The 19,671-nt window shown below is 43.0% G+C and carries 20 protein-coding genes and 1 pseudogene; 16 read left to right on the top strand and 5 right to left on the bottom strand.

Annotated features, from left to right (window positions below; translation table 11 throughout):
• Positions 1–158 precede the first annotated feature (158 nt).
• The 3 genes from EBB54_RS27580 to EBB54_RS27590 are packed head-to-tail and all read left to right on the top strand — an operon-like array spanning position 159 to position 2,088.
• Complete coding sequence (locus EBB54_RS27580) at positions 159–1,187, top strand: SDH family Clp fold serine proteinase (protein ID WP_243127841.1); 1,029 nt, start codon at positions 159–161, stop codon at positions 1,185–1,187.
• On the top strand, positions 1,159–1,752 hold the full coding sequence (locus EBB54_RS27585; RefSeq protein ID WP_205128771.1) for a Panacea domain-containing protein: 594 nt from the start codon (positions 1,159–1,161) through the stop codon (positions 1,750–1,752). Before EBB54_RS27580 ends, EBB54_RS27585 begins: the two co-directional genes overlap by 29 nt.
• An 18-nt stretch (positions 1,753–1,770) precedes the next feature.
• The gene (locus tag EBB54_RS27590) at positions 1,771–2,088 is read left to right on the top strand and encodes an MAG6450 family protein (protein WP_125129852.1); all 318 of its coding nucleotides are present in this window, start codon (positions 1,771–1,773) and stop codon (positions 2,086–2,088) included.
• A gap of 272 nt (positions 2,089–2,360) precedes the next feature.
• Here the strand turns inward: EBB54_RS27590 and EBB54_RS27595 are convergent, their stop codons facing one another.
• Complete coding sequence (locus EBB54_RS27595; RefSeq protein WP_125129854.1) at positions 2,361–3,239, bottom strand: MerR family transcriptional regulator; 879 nt, start codon at positions 3,237–3,239, stop codon at positions 2,361–2,363.
• A gap of 220 nt (positions 3,240–3,459) precedes the next feature.
• Between EBB54_RS27595 and EBB54_RS27600 the strand changes: the two genes are divergently transcribed.
• Both EBB54_RS27600 and EBB54_RS27605 read left to right on the top strand, forming a co-directional pair.
• Entirely contained in the window at positions 3,460–4,683 is a 1,224-nt protein-coding gene (locus EBB54_RS27600; RefSeq protein ID WP_162307224.1) for a GNAT family N-acetyltransferase, read from the top strand.
• A gap of 153 nt (positions 4,684–4,836) precedes the next feature.
• Positions 4,837–5,064: pseudogene (locus tag EBB54_RS27605) on the top strand (type II toxin-antitoxin system HicB family antitoxin); the annotation flags it as partial.
• Between the two features lie 138 nt (positions 5,065–5,202).
• On the opposite strand, the gene EBB54_RS27610 reads toward EBB54_RS27605, so the two are convergent.
• Complete coding sequence (locus tag EBB54_RS27610) at positions 5,203–6,153, bottom strand: EcsC family protein (protein ID WP_125129860.1); 951 nt, start codon at positions 6,151–6,153, stop codon at positions 5,203–5,205.
• A gap of 410 nt (positions 6,154–6,563) precedes the next feature.
• Between EBB54_RS27610 and EBB54_RS27615 the strand changes: the two genes are divergently transcribed.
• From EBB54_RS27615 to EBB54_RS27625, 3 genes are all read left to right on the top strand, one after another.
• Complete coding sequence (locus EBB54_RS27615; protein ID WP_125129862.1) at positions 6,564–7,037, top strand: GNAT family N-acetyltransferase; 474 nt, start codon at positions 6,564–6,566, stop codon at positions 7,035–7,037.
• A gap of 192 nt (positions 7,038–7,229) precedes the next feature.
• The gene (locus tag EBB54_RS27620; RefSeq protein ID WP_125129864.1) at positions 7,230–7,658 is read left to right on the top strand and encodes an NUDIX hydrolase; all 429 of its coding nucleotides are present in this window, start codon (positions 7,230–7,232) and stop codon (positions 7,656–7,658) included.
• A gap of 132 nt (positions 7,659–7,790) precedes the next feature.
• Positions 7,791–8,201: a pyridoxamine 5'-phosphate oxidase family protein gene (locus tag EBB54_RS27625; RefSeq protein ID WP_125131091.1), complete on the top strand. Its 411-nt coding sequence runs from the start codon at positions 7,791–7,793 to the stop codon at positions 8,199–8,201.
• A 29-nt stretch (positions 8,202–8,230) separates the two neighbouring features.
• Here the strand turns inward: EBB54_RS27625 and EBB54_RS27630 are convergent, their stop codons facing one another.
• From EBB54_RS27630 to EBB54_RS27640, 3 genes are all read right to left on the bottom strand, one after another.
• The gene (locus EBB54_RS27630; RefSeq protein ID WP_125129866.1) at positions 8,231–9,493 is read right to left on the bottom strand and encodes a M56 family metallopeptidase; all 1,263 of its coding nucleotides are present in this window, start codon (positions 9,491–9,493) and stop codon (positions 8,231–8,233) included.
• 109 nt (positions 9,494–9,602) lie between these two features.
• Positions 9,603–9,968 carry a BlaI/MecI/CopY family transcriptional regulator gene (locus EBB54_RS27635; protein ID WP_004080118.1) on the bottom strand — a complete coding sequence of 122 codons (366 nt, stop codon included), beginning with the start codon at positions 9,966–9,968 and terminating at the stop codon, positions 9,603–9,605.
• A 118-nt stretch (positions 9,969–10,086) separates the two neighbouring features.
• A complete protein-coding gene (locus tag EBB54_RS27640) occupies positions 10,087–10,557 on the bottom strand; it encodes a flavodoxin domain-containing protein (RefSeq protein ID WP_162307225.1) in 471 nt (156 codons plus the stop codon).
• A 363-nt stretch (positions 10,558–10,920) separates the two neighbouring features.
• Between EBB54_RS27640 and EBB54_RS27645 the strand changes: the two genes are divergently transcribed.
• The 8 genes from EBB54_RS27645 (at position 10,921) to EBB54_RS27680 (ending at position 19,661) form a co-directional block, all read left to right on the top strand.
• Positions 10,921–11,718 carry a class I SAM-dependent methyltransferase gene (locus tag EBB54_RS27645; RefSeq protein ID WP_125129870.1) on the top strand — a complete coding sequence of 266 codons (798 nt, stop codon included), beginning with the start codon at positions 10,921–10,923 and terminating at the stop codon, positions 11,716–11,718.
• A gap of 42 nt (positions 11,719–11,760) precedes the next feature.
• Positions 11,761–13,116, top strand: coding sequence for an MATE family efflux transporter (locus EBB54_RS27650; RefSeq protein ID WP_125129873.1), 1,356 nt, complete (start codon positions 11,761–11,763; stop codon positions 13,114–13,116).
• Between the two features lie 42 nt (positions 13,117–13,158).
• Positions 13,159–14,451 carry an AAA family ATPase gene (locus EBB54_RS27655; RefSeq protein ID WP_125129875.1) on the top strand — a complete coding sequence of 431 codons (1,293 nt, stop codon included), beginning with the start codon at positions 13,159–13,161 and terminating at the stop codon, positions 14,449–14,451.
• Entirely contained in the window at positions 14,435–15,103 is a 669-nt protein-coding gene (locus tag EBB54_RS27660) for a retron system putative HNH endonuclease (protein ID WP_125129877.1), read from the top strand. The genes EBB54_RS27655 and EBB54_RS27660 overlap by 17 nt, the downstream gene beginning before the upstream one ends.
• Before the next feature lie 224 nt (positions 15,104–15,327).
• Complete coding sequence (locus tag EBB54_RS27665; protein WP_125129879.1) at positions 15,328–16,707, top strand: DUF262 domain-containing protein; 1,380 nt, start codon at positions 15,328–15,330, stop codon at positions 16,705–16,707.
• Between the two features lie 4 nt (positions 16,708–16,711).
• Positions 16,712–17,842, top strand: coding sequence for an AAA family ATPase (locus tag EBB54_RS27670; protein WP_125129881.1), 1,131 nt, complete (start codon positions 16,712–16,714; stop codon positions 17,840–17,842).
• A 130-nt stretch (positions 17,843–17,972) separates the two neighbouring features.
• The gene (locus EBB54_RS27675) at positions 17,973–18,818 is read left to right on the top strand and encodes a hypothetical protein (RefSeq protein ID WP_125129883.1); all 846 of its coding nucleotides are present in this window, start codon (positions 17,973–17,975) and stop codon (positions 18,816–18,818) included.
• Positions 18,819–18,827: 9 nt separating this feature from the next.
• A complete protein-coding gene (locus tag EBB54_RS27680; protein WP_125129885.1) occupies positions 18,828–19,661 on the top strand; it encodes a GNAT family N-acetyltransferase in 834 nt (277 codons plus the stop codon).
• Positions 19,662–19,671: the final 10 nt, after the last annotated feature.

Raw genomic sequence — 19,671 nt, forward strand, 5'->3', positions numbered from 1 at the left:
ATTGTTACTGGGAATTTCAATTGTACCATAAATCAGTGAGGAGTTGTTCTAATTTTTAATAAAAAGATTCCCTTATTATGCGGGTTTTGAAGTTTTGAAAATACCTAAATTCGATTATATTGATGAAAGGATGTAATATGTACCAAGAGCGGTTAGAATTGTATAGAAAATTAGAAAAGGAATACAATAGTAAAGTGCTTGTTTATATTACAAGTGATAGAAATAATATGGGTGCACAGATTGCTCCTGACGTAATTGATTTTTTTATTGGTCACTTAGATAAAATAGGAATTTCTAAAAAAATATCTTTATACTTATATACACGTGGAGGCGATACAGCAGCGGCATGGAATATAGTAAATTTGTTGCGGATGTATTGTGACGAATTGCAGGTAATTGTTCCTCATAAAGCACATAGTGCAGGGACTATAATAAGCCTTGGTGCTAATGAAATTATTATGACAAAGCAGGCGACATTAAGTCCTATTGATCCGAGTATTAATACTGCATTGAATCCTTCGATACCCAACGGAATGGGAAATACTTTTCCGGTTAGTGTTGAAGCTGTAAAAGGATATTTGGAGTTTGCAAAAGAAGAGTTAGCAATAAAGGATGATGTTGCATTATCTAACATTTTAATTAAATTGAGCGATTATGTTCACCCGTTGGTTTTGGGACAGGTATATAGGTCAAGAGCTCAGATTCAAATGTTAGCAGAAAAACTATTGCAAAATCAAGTTACGAATAAAGAAATAACAAAAAAAATCATTGCCTTTTTATGTAGTGAATCGGGAAGTCATGATTATACTATTAACAGACGTGAAGCAGAGAATGATTTGGGGTTAAAAGTGTCAAAACCAACAGATGTGCAATATAGTATTATAAAGGCGATTTATGATGATATTAATAATGAATTACAATTTAATAAAGCTTTTAATCTAGCTGAAATAAATGGCGCTTACGCAGTAAGGAGATGTTTAGTTGAGAGCTTGAAAGGGGGAGCAGACTATTTTGTTACTGAAGGCGAGTGTATTCATGGGCAGGATACTAATGGGCAGCATGTTGTCCAAAATAGAGCGACATTTGAGGGGTGGCGCCATGAAGATAAAGAAATAAAGGTTTTAGAAGTAAACGATTTGGAAAATGAGGAGGTGTATTATGAAAAAAGTGATGAATTTCAAGTATAATGATTCAATAAGTACTGGCAGTACCAATTATTATACTACGGTTACCTCTGCAATTCCTAATAATGATGATAGAGTTGTTATTGTGGATTCTTACAACGAAATTGAGAAGTTGGGGGATGTAGGAAAGTACTCTATTTTTGATATTGCTAATTGGTTTTTAAATAAAGGAGATATGACACAAAAAAAATTACAAAAATTGTGTTATTATGCGCAAGCGTGGTGCTATGCTCTAAAAGAAAAAAGACTAATTAAATCGGATTTTCAGGCTTGGGTACATGGACCAGTTTCGCCAGCGTTATATGACAGATTTAAACAGTTTGGATATGATACTATTAAGATAAGTGGAACATATAAATGTAATATTAGCAAAGAAGATGTTAGCTTATTGGAGGATATATGGGAGACTTACGGAGATAAAACAGGAAATGCATTGGAGGCGCTTACACATCGAGAATTGCCTTGGATTGAAGCTAGACGCGGTTATGCTGAAAACGAAAGGTGTACTGTAGTTATTTCGCCGGAGGCAATGAAAATGTACTACAAGTCTATTTATGTAGGCGAATAATTTCCCGGAATAACAATTATGGCAAAAATATTAACTAACCAAAGAGATGTGCCGTTTGAATTGAGTTTTAAATATCCGCTTGAAAAAGGATATACTTTTAAAGAAATGAGTATGAAAAATATTAAAGAATTTCAAGGATTTTTGGATAAAGTATCTCGTATGACAGTACAACAAGTGGATAATTTATATGCAAGAAAGCCGTATGCGAATGATTGTTATAATGGTATGCAGGTTTATCATTATGGAGTGACTGAGACTTTTAGAATACATGTGGTATTAGAAGCTGGTTATTATAAAATTATTAGACTAGATCCAAATCATAAAGTACATAATTGAAAGTGGATTGTCTGTTGTTTTTAATTATCCATATTTTTACATAAATAGACATTGAAATTGTTATCAATGCCGATAACAAATTGATATCATGAGCCCATATAGGCTGGATAATATGGAGAAATCAAATAATCAAAACAACTATAAACACGACAATGAATAATAAATAAAATTGATTAGTAGTTGTCGAGTTCGAATGACGGACAAAACGCCGGAAATACCGATAAAATGGGTGTTTCCGGCGTTGTTTTATACCGTTTGGCTCTAAAATGGTGCTAATTGTTTTCGTAAGCGTTATTCTCCGAATAATAACGGAACGCCTTTACGATATAATCAGAAGCCCCTTTTCCATATTTGCCATCAGTCATATTTTTTATATAATCGCTTGAATATGTGTCGATGAGAACATTGATACAGGGCTTATCGAGGAATACGCTGGTGCTGTTTTTCTGTATAAACTGCAATAGTTCATATACAATAGATTGTATTTTCGGGGAAGAAACATCTTCTGACAAATCGGCGGTTAGTCTGCCATACAGTATATCAGACTGTTTTCCAATTTCTTTCACGTCTTCCGTTAATTGTGTTTTCATAAATTCAGAGAAATGCTCTAAATTGTATTTCATGGTTTCAGTGTATTTTTCAATACTGCCGAATTGCTGGATGGCGAGTTTCGCTACCTCGGATTCGTCATCTTTGATTTTCCGAATAAACATATCAAAATTTTCAATGCTTCCCCAGTGCTTGATAACGTCATCGGTGCTGTTGTCTTTAAAATCCTCTAATGCGGTAATGTAATCAGACAGGTCAAATTCTTTAAAACTCATACATTGTTCTCCTTTCTCTAAGCGGCTGAGAAGCTGTATAAGTCTGTCTGTCCGATTGCGTTTCAGCAAAAGCATCTCTTTTTGCTTTTTGAAAGCCTTAATCCTATCAAAGTCTGGTTTTTGCAGAATTTCTTGAATCTCTTTCAGCTTAAAGCCCAATTCCTTAAAAAACAGAATTTGCTGCAGCTTTTGCAAGGCTTCATCATCATATAGACGATAACCGGACCTGGTCAATTCACTTGGTTTTAATAGTCCAATCTCGTCATAATATTGTAATGTGCGGGTGCTTATGCCTGTTAGTTCAGCAACCTGGCTTATAGTGCGCATTCTTATCAGCTCCTTAAATTTGTGAAGAAGAAGGGCAGTGACTGCCGGCTTATATCTATTCTGCTCCTATGAGAAAAGAATACAGTATCACGTTACGTGGAAGTCAATACTTTTTGTTCAAAATTTTTATTATTCTTTCATTAGTGCAAGAGTAGTCCGGGAAATTGAAAAATCTGATCATTTCGTGTATACTTAGAAAAAATTAGTAGGAGAAATGGATATGGGACAAAAACAGGCATATGAACCTCTGGTTATTCAGGCAAACATGGACAGGCTTTCGGATATATATGAATTGATTCATATGACGATTAAGGCTATATACACAAAGTATTATTCGGATAAGGCGGTCGAGTTCTTTCTGGAACTTCACAGTAAAGAAAACATCGCAAACGATATTTCTGCAGGAAAAGTATATGTGGTTATCTTTCAACAGGAAGTGATTGGAACAGGTACGTTGGACGGGAATCATATTATGCGCGTATTCGTATCACCTCAGTTCCAAAGGCAGGGGATTGGTACGCTTATTATGGATTTTCTTGAAGCTGAAATCATAAAGGGACATGGTGCTGCATGGTTGGAATCTTCGCTTCCCGCAGGGAAATTTTATCACAATCGCGGGTATATTACAAAGGGATATGAGGAATATCCGCTAGGAAATGATAAAGTGCTGGCATATGCGATCATGTGCAGAAAAAATTTCCCGATTGATCCCAAGGAATTTAATGCACCGTCTCAGCTTGTAAGACGTGAAATGGAATTACAAGGGATTGATTTAGACGAATTGAGAACGGTTTTTCCAAAGAGGTTATACCTTCTCGCAGACAGCCTGTACGACACGATGCTTGAAAAAAATGCAGGAACACTTACCTATCATGTGGGCGGCGGGGTGTATGTTATGGATCATGACAACTCGGTCGGATTTGTAAAGGGGGAGATGTGTTCGCCGGGAATCGCAGCTCAGGCTGAAGATCTGATCGCCGCAGGAGCGAAAGAGCTGATTCATGTAGGATTTGCGGGAGGATATCCGGGAACAAAGATCGGAGACGTGGTGATCACTGACGGAGCATTCCATGATACGGCTGTTGCAGGCTTGTACGGCTGTAATGGAGAGATTGTCCGATCAACAAAGGAACTCACCGATTTGCTCTGCAGGGAAATGGACGCAAAAGGGATTGCATACCGCAGGGGCTGTCATCGGACTACCGACGCTGGGTATGTTCAGCCATATTGGAGTGCAAAATATTATGAGGACAAGGGTGTGCTTTGCGTTGAAATGGAAGGCGCAGGTCTGTTTTCGGTAGCAAAATTCCGCTCTTGCCGTGCAGCCGGAATCTATGTAATATCGGATTCCGGTTCCGGAGACGATTGGAATCTTGGATGGGGTGAGAAGGCTTTGGAGGCAAGTATCAGCAAAGTGATAGATGCAATTACGAACAATGGATAAACGGATACATGTTCACTTAATATTTCGGAATATTAAGTACTAAATGAATTTAAATAATTATAAAATATGAGCCGATTAAAAAAGTCTATGTTGAGATGGTGAAATAGATTGTAGAAAGTGAGGCAGAAAACGCAGAAAACGCTGAATGATTATATGGCAATTTCTTATCGGATGGAGATTGTGGAGGACAAGGGAGGAGGGGGCTTTGTTGTTTTCTATCCTGATCTTCCGGGGGGCATTACTTGCGGTCAAACGGTAGAAGATGCAGTAGCAAATGCGGCAGATGCTAAGAGGGCGTGGATAGAAGCTGCCCTTGAAGAAGGGATTGAGATCAATGAACCTAACAGCCTGGAAGACTCTTCCGGCCAAATCAAAATGAAAAATACAGCATGGTATTGAAAAACTCCAGTAATACGGCAACATAAAATCAATTTTAATAACGGATAACAATCCCGGAAATGCTGATAAAATAGATGTCTCCGGGATTGTTTTATGACGTTTGTTATTGAAATAATGAGATTATATTTCTTCTATTTCGATTGCATCAACAATAATGGCTTCTTCTTCGGTAGTATGATGATAGGGATTGCTCAATAGAGTATCCTGTAAAGAAGCTTTCAGTTTGTCGCAGCATGGCTTGAAAGAGAGATATGTGATACCGCCTCCGATTACACCGCCGACAACAGGAATCGCCTTTTTAAAGAAACCAGAAAATACTTGCTTGGTCATATTTACTCCAAACCATTTTGAGACACTTTTTACAATAGGGTAGATTGTGCCTTTGGTTAAAGCTGTTTTCATCAGTTTCTTTTCTACGCCTTTTCCTAAAGCGGTTGCCATTGCCTTGAGAGCAGCATTTGTGCCTTGTACTCCATACATAACACCGAGACAAATGATTAAAAGATTCATGGTTTCGGAATCGAATCTATGCTCTTTTTCTGTGGTGTCAATTTCCGGGAATCCATATAAGTACATTAGTTTTTGCGTGGCTCGAAGCATATAACCATAATATTGTACCAAATCAGCAGGAATCGTGGCGACCATAGCTACGCCGCCCGGCGCACCAAGTGCAGCAGAGATTCCAGAAACACAGTTCCGTTCAAATTTAATTACTTCATCAGCAATTTTGTCAACTTCACTGGACTGAATTTTTGCGTAAGCTGGATTGTGTGAAATTGCGAGGTCAATCACTTCTTGCGGGTGATTTTTCATCAATTCTTTCTGCAGAAAATCTGCCCGGTTTACTTTAATGCCGGGTGTCTGTAAACCAATAATGATAAAATCTTCAATATCAATTTCGCCATTGCCGTTTGCGTCTATTGCGCTAACAATGGAATCTTTGGATTTTGTAACAACGTTTTTGGCTTTATCTGTTGCGTTTGAGAGCGTTGTACCCGCATTTTTTACTACGCTGTTTAAATTTATTTTCTTAGATGCTTTTGTGTCATTTGATTCATTTGTATTTTTCATGGTTCATTCTCCTTCCAAAATAGGACGTGTATTTTTCGCGAGAAGTTAATTTTAAACTATCCCGTATATTTCATTTTTATATGATCCGCTACTAAACATTTTCCTCTGGCAAATAGAGAGTCTGAGCGCTAAAAACAGATACAGTATAACAATATTTTACTGAAAAATCTATACTTTTACCTGCATTTTAAACTTTCAAAAAACCCTTTTCGTAGATAAAAAGCAGATAATTATATCTTATACTCCCTATACTTTTTCGAAACATCAGGTTTCGTAACGTTATGGAAAAGCTTTGTTGACTCTCCTCATTGCGCCTGCTAGAATAAAGTTACAAAGAAAGTTTGCCCCTTCGTCGCAAAGTGAAGGATTTTTCCATAGCATGGGTGGAATCTTTGAGAGGAGCTGTGAGAATGGATTATCAAATTCGAGAGATCAAAAAAAGCGAATATCCGATTTTATCTGATTTCCTGTATGAGGCGATCTTTATTCCGGAGGGGATGAACCGTCCCCCAAAGTCTATCATAAACCGGCCGGAGCTGCAGGTATATACTGCAGATTTCGGAAAACCGGATGACTATTGCCTGGTGGCTGAAACAAAAGAAAAGGTCGTGGGAGCGGTATGGGCGCGCATCATGGACGACTATGGCCATATAGATGATGCCACGCCCTCGCTTTCGATTTCCCTTTATAAGGAATACAGACATTCAGGAATCGGAACCGCACTGATGGAAGCCATGCTGCGGCTGCTGAGAGAAAACGGATACAGGCAGGTATCGCTTTCTGTACAAAAAGAAAATTATGCGGTCGGTATGTATAAGAAAGCAGGATTTCAGGTTGTTCGTGAAAATCAAGATGAATATATTATGGTCTGCCGGCTGCAGTAAGGAACTGATCATCAGGCTGAAAAAGTCTGAACAAAAATGCATCGGAACTACCGGACGAATCACAGGAAAAACAAAAAACGCATACCGCGAAATTAAATAATAGGAAGGTTAAAAGTCTTCGGAAAGCTCTGGATCTTTTAAACTATTTTGCGGAGAAGTTTTTGATGGAGGAATAGGAGAAAGGACAAAGCCATGGTGAATTTTTACGACGAAGCAGAGGAACATTTATTAAAATTTGCAGTCATTTTTGCCGAAACGGAAGGAAAGTATGTCTTCTGCAAACACAAACAGCGGAATACATGGGAAATACCCGGGGGGCACAGGGAGCCGGGAGAAGACATTTTGGACACAGCAAAAAGAGAACTGTACGAAGAAACAGGAGCTGTTGATTTTGATATTAAGCCAATCTGTGTGTATTCTGTTGCAGAAGAGGGGCTTTCCGGCAGCAAAGAAACATTTGGAATGCTGTATTATGCAGAGATTCGGAAATTCGAAAAAGAACTGCATAGTGGAATTGAGAAGATACAAATCACCGATCAGCTGCCGGACGAATGGACGTATCCTGAAATACAGCCTGTATTGATAAAGGAAGCAAAGAAGAGAGGATACCGGAAATCCTGACAGAACATCTGCATACCAGCGGGATATTTTGAAACAAGCGGAACAGAAAGAAGGCAAAGGCGGAACATTTTTAAAAAATATATTCCAACGACAACGCCGCAAGGAGGAATTTTGGTGAAAACAAAAAATGAGATGAGAGAATTTATCCAAAAACAAAAAGTTGCGTTTATCGCTTCCATAGATGAGGACGGCTTTCCCAACATGAAGGCGATGTTTATGCCGCGCAAAATAGAGGGGGACTGCTTTTATTTTACAACCAATACATCTTCGATGCGTTCACAGCAGTTTATGAAAAATCCGAAGGCAAGCATTTATTTTTACAATAAAGGGCGGTTCAAGTATGAAGGACTGATGCTGACAGGAACCGTGGAATTATTGCAGGATGAGAACATAAAGAAAGAAATCTGGCAGGTCGGAGATGTCATGTACTACAGGCAGGGCGTCGCGGACCCGGACTATTGCGTATTAAAATTCACAGCAGTCAGGGGCAGGCACTATTGTAATTTGAAAACAGAAAGCTTTATGGTGGAGGAGCTGCGGTAGGAAAATCAGACATTGGGGGGCATGCCGCCTTACGAAAGGCGGCTCCTGGTGAAGCTGACACGCCCCCTTGCATGTTCTCCGGTCACCTCTACCGTATAGATTCCGCTTTGCGCAATCTCAAGATCAAATGTCTCGGAAAAGAGAAGCTCTTGGTTATCATAAATGACCGCATCCCCATATCGGATTTTCACTGCCATGCGTCCGTCATCCAGGATGATTGCGGCGTTTAATACGTCCCCGGCTTCCAGGGTCAGATTCTGCGAATCCGTTGCGTTAAATTTCCGAAAAACCATCACAAATTCACTGTCATTCCCGTTTCTGCTTCCGGTAAATTCGGAGACGGGCGGGTCGGTCAGGAAACAGAGGGCCAGAAGGAAACAGAGGACCGTCGCCGCCGCAGTCACGCCGGGGCCCGGTTTTTTATAGTTCAATATGGTTTTTACCCGTTCTTTTACATCAATTTCACCGAAAGCAAGCGGACAGGACAGCACTGTTTTACGCTGCATACCGCAGGAAACAAGCGCATGGGCGTAGGCTTTTTTCTCAGCCCCATCAAAATCACGCACCACCTTTTCGTCACAGGCCAGCTCCAGATCGCGGCAAAACAGAACATACGCCGCCCACACCAGCGGATGAAACCAATACACTGTCAGGAGGAGATAACCCAGCCACTTCCACCAGTGGTCTTTTCTCTGCAAATGCGCCTGCTCATGGGCGGTCACGTAGGCTAACTCGTCAGCGCCAATCCCGGAGGGCAGGAAGATCCGGGGCTTCAGAAGGCCGAGGATAAAGGGCGAACTCACCGCGTCGCAGAGCCAGAGGTTTTTCGAAGGGGAAAATTCCTCAAAAGGAACCGCCTCCCGAACCTTGATGCGAAGCCGCAGATACCGGAATATGCCATAGCACAGCAATAGGACAGCTCCGACAGCCCATAGGATTCCGGCGGCAAATATCCAGACATGCAGGGGATTGACGCTGGCTCCGGGGGCCTGGGAGAGGGTGCGGCTGATGATCGGATTTAAAGTCCGGTTGATCAGCAAAATCCCGGTGTTGACCGTAGGACGCCGGGCATATTGAACTGTATGCGCGTTCAGGATTTCCGCGCTGGGGATCAGGCTGAACGGCGCGCGCAGAGAAAGGGGGCAGACCAGCCGGAGGGCGGCAATTCCCCAGAGCACGCAGCAGACCCTCTTGGGCGCTTTTTTCAGTAGAATACGCAGAGGAAGGATTGCCAGGATCAGCCAGCCGGCCGCAAGGCCCATATTCAGAAGCTTCAAAAAAATCATATCCATTGTCAGACCTCCCGGTATATCACCAAACTAAGAAGCAGATGGGGCGATCTCCGCATCTTTTCTTCAAAAACATTCCTTTGTTCTCACATTATAACCGGTCTGTTCCCGTTTACCGGGGATCAGCGGCGCGGTCGATCATCGCCCGGATTTCTGCCGCTTCCTCCTGCGATAAAGGGGCATTTTTTGTAAAGGCGGCGATAAATGCAGGAAGAGAACCGTCAAAAGTATCTTCCACAAATCTTCTGCTCTGCAGGGAATAAAACTCCTGCCGTGAGATCAGAGAGGTAACGGTTCCGCCGTCATTGCGGAACAGCCCCTTGTCGCAGAGACGCCGCAGTACATTGTGCGCAGTCGTGCGCTTCCAGTGAAATTCTGCTGCAGTAAGCTTCACCAGCTCCGAGGATGTGACCGGCTCGCGCTCCCAGATCATATCCGCATAGCGGGCTTCGATTATACCCAATTGAATATCAGCCATTGTCAATCCTGCCTTTTTTCTGTTTTTTGCAGAGACTATTCTTTGTAGTCTCTATCTACAGACTACAACATGTGGTCTTGTTTGTCAAGAAAAAAATAAGAGACAAACATTCGTAACATTACCGCAATGACAAAACCGATTCCGCATATTCCACCAGCGGACGGATGCTTTCCCGGTTCGTAAAATCCAGGCATTGCCCATAGGTTTCCAGGATCAGCCGATCCTCTTCGCTGCGGCTGTGTTCCTCTTTTTTTAGGAGCATTTTGCGGAGCATGGACATCATGGAACGATGCACAACATTCAGCCGGGCATAATCAATTCCGCCCTGCAGGTGAAACAGCCGGATCTGTTCCGGGATTTTGCCGGAAAATGCTTTCTCAAGGGATTTGCGGATATTGGAAATGTTGTTGGGGTTGTCCGGGGCCGCAAGGCCGCAGGTGAATAAAAGGATCTCTTTTCCCGGCAAACGCTTTAAGCTTCGGCAGATAAAACGGATGCCGTTGATCCCGCCTGCGTAAAGGCCGCCTCCGAAAATTACGGCTTCATATTGTGAAAAATCATGGGGGCAAAAGGCTTTTTGTTCAAACACAGGGCAGGACAGCGCCTCCACGATCCACTCGGCATAACGCTGGTATAACCATATTTCGATTCATAGATCACAACGATCCGATTCATAAAAATTCTCCTCCAAAGAACCAAATCCGGGCTGCCGTTGCGGTTCACACTCCGGCCGGATACACACAGTAACGCTGTTTCCAATAATCGTTAGTGTTCACACGGTGTCGTGCACCCTGCTGCACGGCGTCCGGCCAATCGGCGCTCAGAAAAAATGTCGCGCTTGTGACGGTTACTTTTTTATAGTATACTGTTAGACAGGAAAAAGCAAGACAGCGATGAAAGTGCTGCAAAAAGCCAAAACTATGCCGGAAAAAATGGAAGGATTTTGAAATAGATGGAAATCAAAAACAAAGCAATCGACGGCGGCCGCCCCTTCGACTGGGGAAAGGCTTCTGCGGATTATGCAAAATACCGGGACATCTACCCGCCCATATTCTACCGAAAGATCGCGGATCGAAAACTGTGCGTTTCAGGCCAGACAGTGCTGGACTTAGGCACCGGTACAGGCGTTCTTCCGCGAAATATGTACTGTTTCGGAGCGCGCTGGTACGGCGCCGACATTTCCGAAAACCAGATTGCCCAGGCAGACATGCTTTCCCGCCGGATGAATATGAAAATCCAATACCAGACGGCAGCGGCGGAGGACGTTGATTTTCCGGATCAGACCTTTGACGTGATCACGGCCTGCCAGTGCTTCTGGTATTTTGACCATGAAAAGGTCGTCCCCAGGCTGTCGGCGATGCTGAAGAAAAACGGGCGTCTCCTGCTTCTCTATATGGCGTGGCTGCCTTTTGAGGATCAAATCGCAGGCGCAAGCGAACGGCTGGTATTAAAATACAACCCCCACTGGAGCGGCGCAGGTGAGACAAAAAAGCCGATTCAGGTGCCGGACTGCGTATATGAACGATTTGAGCCGGTGTACCACGAGGAATACGAGCTGGAAGTGCCCTTTACGAGAGAAACATGGAACGGAAGGATGAAAGCCTGCCGGGGCATCGGGGCCTCCCTGCGCCCGGAAGAGATTGAGGCATGGGAAAGGGAGCACCGGGAGCTTTTGCTGGAAACCGCGCCGGAGGAATTTACGGTCAGGCATTACGCGGCCATGCTGGAATTACAGAACCGCGGGCGGTAAGGAGACCGTTTTACAAAAGATATTATAGTAGGAGATTTATGTATGGAACAGACATTTATGAAGGAAAAAAAGATACTTCCGCTTGTGTTGTCGATGTCCCTGCCCATGGTCATTTCTATGGCAGTGAACTCGCTCTACAACATTGTGGACAGCTATTTTGTGGCAAAGCTGAACGAAGAAGCCATGACAGCTTTGTCCCTGGTTTACCCGGTGCAGAATATGATCAACGCCATTGCCATCGGATTTGCCATCGGGATCAACGCGGCCGTGGCTTATTATCTGGGCGCTGGAGACCAGGAACAGGCGGACAAGGCGGCCACCCAGGGGATGCTCCTGAACATAGTTCACGGAGCGGTGCTGATGGTCATTTCCATTGCCGTCATGCCTGCGTTTCTGCGGATGTTTTCCAAGGACGAAACGGTCATTCGGATGGCGCTGGAATATTCCAACAGGGCGTTTCTATTCGCTGTGGTTATCGCAATGACCCTGGTCTATGAAAAAGTATTTCAGGCCGTGGGAAAGATGAAGGTGTCCATGTTCAGCATGATGTGCGGATTTGTGGCAAATATCATTCTGGACCCGTTGATGATCTTCGGAATCGGATTTTTCCCGGCCATGGGGATTGCCGGGGCCGCTTACGCTACCGGAATCGGCCAGGTACTCACGCTGGTGGTTTATCTGATCTTCTGCAGGATCGACCCGCTTCCTCTGAACATGACGAGGAAATATGTCCGGCTGGATCGAAATGTAGCTGCCAGGCTGTATTCGGTGGGACTTTCCGCCACGCTGAGCCTGGCGCTGCCGTCCCTTCTGATCTCCGTTCTGAACGGGATTCTGGCAGGATTTTCAGAAAAATACGTCCTCGTGCTGGGCGTCTACTATAAGCTGCAGACCTTCATTTACCTGACGGCAAACGGAATCATACAGGGAATCCGCCCGCTGATGGGATACAATTTCGGCGCCGGGGAAAAAGAGCGCGTGAAGCAGATCTTCCGGACTACCCTGGTGCTCACCATGGGCGTAATGGTGGTGGGGATGATCTTGTCGTGGCTGATTCCGGAAAAGCTGATCGGCCTGTTTACCACCAGCCCGCAGACCGTCCAAAGCGGTGTGACGGCGCTTCACATCATCAGCCTCGGCTTCGTGGTATCCGCAGTCTCCGTGACCTGCTCCGGGGCGCTGGAAGGGCTGGGAAAGGGGCAGCCGTCCCTGTATATCTCGTTGTTCCGGTATGTCTTTGTGATCATGCCCGCGGCCTTTTTGCTCAGCCGGGTAATGGGGGTAAACGGGGTCTGGACTGCGTTCTGCGTGACCGAATTTGTGACGGCAGGGGCGGCGTATCTGATCTACAGGAAGTATGGGGTGAATGGCAGCCGGTCACATGAGCATTATAATTAATGGATTTTTAATCAAGGATTTGTTAATACGGTGAGGTGGAATATGAAACTCAAATCGATTACATTACAAAATTTCAGGGGCATAGAGAAGCTGACCATTTTTCTGGATGGAAAAACAACGGTTTTTTTTGGCATAAATGGTGTAGGCAAATCTACGATTCTTCGGGCTGTTGACTTGCTATATGCAAATATTATTGCAAAACTTATAGGGGCTGGTAAAAGAAGGACGGCAGAACTGAATTGTGAAGATATTAGTTATGGTAAATCAAAGGCAGGTATCAATGCAGTATTTTCCTTTGAAGATGGAACGGAAATGAAATATAGTCGTTCTATTGACAGGGCAGCAGGAAAAAAACACGATATAACGGAATTGAAATTATTAGTAGAAAAATTTGAAGATTCCTATCTTGTAAAAGGGCATGACGATGGTAATGGAAATTGGATAGAGCAAGTTGATAATAAAAATATGCCTGTTTTTGTCAATTACGGTGTGAATAGAATTGTGTTGGATGTTCCTCTGCAGGCGTCTAAAGAACAGTTTGCAAAATTAGATGCGTTTGATAAGGCAATGGAAAGTACAATAGATTTTCGAAATTTGTTTCAATGGTTTAGAAATCAGGAAGATATAGAAAATCAGGCAAAAGTACGGGAAAATGCAGAGTATGAAGACAAAAGCTTATCCGCTGTAAAGCGGGCAATGCTGGCAATGTTGGATGGATTTGAGGATATTCATATCGATAGAAATCCATTAGCAATGAAAGTGAGAAAAGAAAGTAAGTATTTGACAATAAATCAGTTATCTGATGGAGAAAAATGCACGATTGCGCTATTTGGTGATTTGGCACGCAGAATGGCATTGGCAAATCAGGGAAGGGAGAACCCATTAGAGGGAACAGGAGTTGTATTGATTGATGAATTGGATTTGCATATGCATACTTCATGGCAGCGTAAGGTGCTGAGTGTATTAAAGAATACATTTCCGAATATACAATTTATAATTACCACACATTCCCCGCAGATTCTGGGCGAAGGAGATGATACATTTAATTTGATGTATATGTTTAAGGATGAAAAGAAGATATCTCTGAGATCATATAAATCATTTATAGGTTGGGATACAAATGTAATTTTAGAAGAAGTGATGAATACGGCTTCCGTAAATCAGGATATAAAAAGAATGATTAACAAAATGTATGCACTTATTGAAGAAAAGGAATTTGATAAAGCGGAAGAACTGGCCGATATATTAGATGACAAATCAAATGGGTATGCTGAAGGAGTTGCAAAAGCAAGAGTTCTGATTTCCAGGGGGCGTAGATATGAAAAGAATAAATAAACAAGAGTCTCCGCAATGGTTTGAAGACTGGAAGAGAAATTTTAAAACAGAGAATAATAGAAATGCCCATTATAAAAATGATTTTTCTGCTGATGATGCAGATGGAATAAATAGAAGACGGAGATTGAGAGAAAGTCTTGTAAATGAACAGGGGAAAATATGTTGCTATTGTATGAGAAGAATATCCACAGATTCTTCTCATATTGAACATTTTTTACCTAAGGATTTTTTTGCAGATCAAGATTTATCTTACGAAAATCTGCTCGCTTCCTGCAATGGGGAAGGAACCATGACAGCAAAAGATGAGCATTGTGGACATAGAAAAGATAATTGGTGGAGAGAGGACATGATTTCCCCTACAGATATAGAAGTAGAAAAAATATTCGAATATCTTCCGAATGGGAAAATGAATAGTGTTAGAGGAAGGGCAACATCCAATATTGCACAGGAGATGATACACAATTTAGGATTAGATAGTTTTCATCTTGAAAGAGATAGACGTCAGGCCATAGAAGCATCGGAGGTATTTGATGATGTAGAATATTCAGAGGAAGAAATAAGAAGTTTTATAGAATATTACTCCAATAAAGATAATGGGGTTTATGTACCGTATTGTAAAGCTATTATTGATTGCCTGGAAGAAATGTTATGAGTTTGCTCCATTCAGGTCAGAACTTGACCAGATGTGACCCGCAGGGGGCAGCAGTCACGGACGAAATGCCGAACGCCGACACGCTGGAAGCGTGTTATAATAAATTGCGTTAAAGCGCAGGCAGTTTCTCAATTTCCTTACGAAAATCGGTGACAGCATGTACTGAAAAAAACAGGATACCATTTGGGTACACTAGCTGAAATATACGGAAGAGGGTCAATATTATGCAAGATAAAGAGAGGGTAATAGAAAAGATGCAGATCAGCCTGATTGACATCGAGAATAATATCAACACGTTTGAATTGGAACGCGCAGATCATGGCAAGGAGATTTTCTGGAAATGTGCAGATGAAGCATTTCCGTTGGAAATTATGACAGATGATGAAATAAAAAATACAGAGATCCTGAGAAAGCCTGAAAATCTCGCGGAGTCAGATGAAATCATAAAACAAAAGTTTTCTGACGCCGTATTTGAATATAAAATGGGACTTCTGATCAATAGGGAAGACGGATTTGACGATGCGGAGGATGAAGAGGGGGATGAGAAAACAGAGAGATTCAATCCATATGATCCCAAATTAATCCGCGTGGATACGAAAACATTTTCAATCAGCCAGGTGAATCAGATGATCAATGACGGCGAGATCGATTTGTCCCCAGATTTTCAGCGGGGATTTGTATGGACAGATATTACCCGAAAGTCGAGATTAATAGAATCTCTGCTTTTGAGGATTCCGATTCCGGTATTTTATTTTGCACAGGATGAAGAAGGCTTGTTTCAGGTGGTAGACGGTGTGCAGAGACTGACCGTGATTAACTCGTTTATGAAAAATGAGTTCAAGCTGAAAAATCTGGAATATCTCAGTGAATGCAATGATAAATGGTTTAAGAATGGAAAGGCGGCGAAAGAAGAAAGCCTGGACAGTATGTTTGTACGCCGCATTCAGCAGACGCAGCTCTTCATTAATGTAATTGATCCGCAGACACCCGGAAAAGTAAAATACGATATATTCAAACGGATCAACACCGGCGGAAAAGTGCTGAATAACCAGGAAATCAGAAATTGCCTGGCCTGCCCAAGCACAAGAAAGCTTCTGCGGGAGCTGTCAGGCTCACAGCATTTTCAGAGGGCTACAAGAGGCAGCATCAGTTCTACCAGAATGGCGGACGATGAATTAGTTCTGCGGTTCATTGCCTTTTACCTGCTTGACACAGACCAGTCGCCTGCAAAGGAATACAAAGGCGGAATGGATGCCCTGCTGGATGAGACAGTGGAGTTTTTAAATCAGGCAGATCTCGGGCTTATGAAGGAACTGAGAAGTAAATTTTTCCTGGCTATGGATCACGCGTATTATTTGTTTGGCGACAGGGCTTTCCGAAAAGCGATTTATATCAATAAGGCGCTGTTTTTGGGGATCTCCAGAGTCTTATGCCGTTTTTCGAAAGAACAGATCAGAGAAAAAAACAGGGATGAGATTACAAAAAATCTGAACGAGGCCATTGAACGGGAAGGGGAGCTCAGAGGGGCGCTGTCAATGGCTACAAATAACGCGAAGAATATCAAAATCGTATATGACACCGTAAGCAAAATAATAGGAGAATAGTCGGATGCATAAAAAGCTTATTATAGAAAATTTTAAATGTTTTTCAGAACAGACCCAGATCACTCTTGGAAAGATCAATATCTGCCTGGGAAGCAATTCAGTGGGCAAGTCGTCGGTCATTCAGAGCTGCATCCTGTTCAGACAGATTTATGAACAGGCAAAATTGTTCAAGGATACCCAGATTAAGAAATACAATATCCAGTTGAATGATATTTACGGCCTGCAGTTAGGCGATTCGGAGCATATCAAATCCTCCAAGGATAAAGAGGATATCACATTAAAGCTGGATGAATATGAGTATAAGCTGACATCAGTCAGTGAAAGTCCTGCGGAAATGGAAGTGAAAAACAGATATGATGTTTCCGAAATGTCAGCAAAAAAGGGCATCTTTTCGGAAAATTTTTACTACTTAAACGCGGAGAGAAAAGGCCCCAGGAATTACCAGCTTATTGATTCCAAGGTGATAAACAACTGCGGTGTATACGGCGAAAATGCGATCCACCTGCTCAATGTATTGGGGGCCGGGAAAGTGGATACGGAAAGGTGCTTTCACCTGGATGAAAATAAAAAAGTAAATACCCTGAGCAAGCAGGCAGAATATTGGATGGACTATATCATACCCGGGATTGAGATGCGTACGGACGATCTTATGGAACTGAGAATAAGCAGGATGTCGTTGCGTCAGCCTGCATTGGATACGGATTTTATGTCGCCGTATAATTTTGGATTTGGAATTTCTTATGTGCTTCCGGTTATTCTGACCGGGCTGACCGCAATAAAAGGAAGCGTGTTTCTGGTGGAAAATCCGGAGGCACATCTGCATCCGAAGGGACAGTCGCATATCGGATATTTTTTGGCAGCTATGGCATGTGCGGGCATTCAGGTCATTGTAGAGACGCACAGCGAGCATGTGCTGAACGGTATCCGGATTGCTGCTCTGAAAAATGCAATGAAGCCGGAAGACATCAGCGTCAATTTTTTTTCAATAAAAGAAACAAATGGAAATGTCCGGCATACGGTAGAGAAAATCAATTTAAACGACAGGATGGATCTGGAAAGCTGGCCGGAAGGTTTTTTGGATCAGGAAGAGGAGGATCTGCGGACATTGAGGGAACTCAGGAGAAACTGTCTGTAGATTTGGAAGATATCCAACCGGCAGTAAAAATGTATATTTCGTGCGGACGGGCCGGATGGTAAGAAAAGACTTAAGACTATATTTGTAAAGCTATGCGCCTGTACCGCCGAAAAGCAGATTGAGAGGAATAATGGAAAAACGTATACTTTGGGATAAAGAAATCAGGAAGTGTTTCATCGAATTTGATCAGAAACATTTGGAAGATTTTATGGAACTGCTGGATCATATTGGAGATAATCATATTGAAAACATCATTTGCGCAGACACCCAGGAAGATGCAGCACTGTGGGAATGGCTGTACTCGAAGGACCAGATTGAGCTGAATGATCTGAAAAGAGAATTGAGCCGAAAGATAGAGAGGGCAAAATGTGCTGCGGCCGATCTGTTTGACAAAATGTCAGAGCTCGTCGGGAAATTAGCAGCTATCAAAACATTGATACTTTTGTATGATAATGAGAATGTTTTTTGTATCTCAACAAAACAGGAGTATTATACGGGGCTGCGCAAATATCTGATTATGGAAAAAAAGGACTCATTTTGCAAAGATCTGCCGGAATGTTTTCCGAACATATATTTTTCCGAGGATATAGACACGACTGTCAATACGCTGAATAGAAAGTTTGACGAGATCCGCGGAGACCTTGTAAAACATTTGACAGGAATTGATGATTTCCAGAGTACTTTTCTGCAGTTGCTTCGGGAAAATGCGTCCTATCAAAAGCTTGCCGAATGCTTCACCGCCGGTACGGGTATAGAGTGTTCTCCGCAGGCGGGACGTGACAAGGTACAGGTATTGAAAGAAACGCATTTTAATAAAAAAACCGGACAGGAAGAAACCGTGATATGCGAACTGCATACAAAATTTAAGAGATTCAATATTGACAGAGACAATCAGGATAGAATTTATTTTTTCCCGGGAAAAGAAGGGATACTGGATGGAAAAGCGATTGTAAAATATATTGGAGGGCATTTGTGAGGAAAGAATATGGTCCATGAATTAAACGACACAAAAAAAGCGTCCCCGCTCTTTAAGGGCTCCCAGGAGTCAATGATCTGGTCCTGCCTGCAGAATGTCATGGGAAGGATCTACGCAGACTCCCCGGAGCACCCCGTCTCCGCCATGGCTCTCCTGGCGGACTTCTGCTTTTTTGCAGGGAAGCCTGACGCAGAGCTTGTCCGGTACTGGGCCGGGATGTGCGAGGCAGATAGGGCGGCTGGCAGCGCGGCACAGAGTACGCAGTCTGGGGAAACCTCAAATTCCCTCCCGCCCAGGTTCATCATCATGGTTCCGCAAAACCGCGCATGGGGGGAACTGATTGAAGAATGCTATGGAGAAAATGCCAAAAAGGTGACAAGGTACGCCATAAAAAAAGAACCGGATATATTTGACAGGGCGAAGCTGCAGGCGGCTGCGGAGTCCATTCCGCCGGGTTACACAATGAAAATGATAGATGAAGCGTTATATTTACAGTGCCGGCAAATCCCCTGGTGCCGGGACTGGGTATCCAATTATACAGATTATGCCATGTACCGGAAGTACGGCCTGGGGGCGGTGATTCTAAAAGACGGAGAACCGGTATCCGGGGCTTCCTCTTATACCAGTTATAAGGGAGGCATTGAGATTCAGATTGATACCCGCAAGGACTGCCGGAGAAAAGGGCTTGCCTGTATCTGCGGCGCCAGGCTGATCCTGGAATGTATGGAGCGGGGCTGGTACCCGAGCTGGGACGCGCAGAACCAATGGTCGGTTGCGCTGGCCGAAAAGCTGGGGTATCGTTTTGACCATGCGTATACGGCATATGAAGTTTCGCGGAAATAGGAAATAAATA

The sequence above is a fragment of the Schaedlerella arabinosiphila genome, assembly GCF_003885045.1.
Classification (GTDB): domain Bacteria; phylum Bacillota; class Clostridia; order Lachnospirales; family Lachnospiraceae; genus Schaedlerella; species Schaedlerella arabinosiphila.

Coding starts and splice junctions, on each gene's coding strand:
- EBB54_RS27585 (WP_205128771.1), top strand. CDS start 1,159: ATGAAAAAAGTGATGAATTTCAAGTATAATGATTCAATAAGTACTGGC.
- EBB54_RS27600 (WP_162307224.1), top strand. CDS start 3,460: ATGGGACAAAAACAGGCATATGAACCTCTGGTTATTCAGGCAAACATG.
- EBB54_RS27630 (WP_125129866.1), bottom strand. CDS start 9,493: ATGGATATGATTTTTTTGAAGCTTCTGAATATGGGCCTTGCGGCCGGC.
- EBB54_RS27610 (WP_125129860.1), bottom strand. CDS start 6,153: ATGAAAAATACAAATGAATCAAATGACACAAAAGCATCTAAGAAAATA.
- EBB54_RS27625 (WP_125131091.1), top strand. CDS start 7,791: ATGAGAGAATTTATCCAAAAACAAAAAGTTGCGTTTATCGCTTCCATA.
- EBB54_RS27620 (WP_125129864.1), top strand. CDS start 7,230: ATGGTGAATTTTTACGACGAAGCAGAGGAACATTTATTAAAATTTGCA.
- EBB54_RS27595 (WP_125129854.1), bottom strand. CDS start 3,239: ATGCGCACTATAAGCCAGGTTGCTGAACTAACAGGCATAAGCACCCGC.
- EBB54_RS27665 (WP_125129879.1), top strand. CDS start 15,328: ATGCAAGATAAAGAGAGGGTAATAGAAAAGATGCAGATCAGCCTGATT.
- EBB54_RS27675 (WP_125129883.1), top strand. CDS start 17,973: ATGGAAAAACGTATACTTTGGGATAAAGAAATCAGGAAGTGTTTCATC.
- EBB54_RS27680 (WP_125129885.1), top strand. CDS start 18,828: ATGGTCCATGAATTAAACGACACAAAAAAAGCGTCCCCGCTCTTTAAG.
- EBB54_RS27615 (WP_125129862.1), top strand. CDS start 6,564: ATGGATTATCAAATTCGAGAGATCAAAAAAAGCGAATATCCGATTTTA.
- EBB54_RS27655 (WP_125129875.1), top strand. CDS start 13,159: ATGAAACTCAAATCGATTACATTACAAAATTTCAGGGGCATAGAGAAG.
- EBB54_RS27650 (WP_125129873.1), top strand. CDS start 11,761: ATGGAACAGACATTTATGAAGGAAAAAAAGATACTTCCGCTTGTGTTG.
- EBB54_RS27660 (WP_125129877.1), top strand. CDS start 14,435: ATGAAAAGAATAAATAAACAAGAGTCTCCGCAATGGTTTGAAGACTGG.
- EBB54_RS27645 (WP_125129870.1), top strand. CDS start 10,921: ATGGAAATCAAAAACAAAGCAATCGACGGCGGCCGCCCCTTCGACTGG.
- EBB54_RS27590 (WP_125129852.1), top strand. CDS start 1,771: ATGGCAAAAATATTAACTAACCAAAGAGATGTGCCGTTTGAATTGAGT.
- EBB54_RS27670 (WP_125129881.1), top strand. CDS start 16,712: ATGCATAAAAAGCTTATTATAGAAAATTTTAAATGTTTTTCAGAACAG.
- EBB54_RS27635 (WP_004080118.1), bottom strand. CDS start 9,968: ATGGCTGATATTCAATTGGGTATAATCGAAGCCCGCTATGCGGATATG.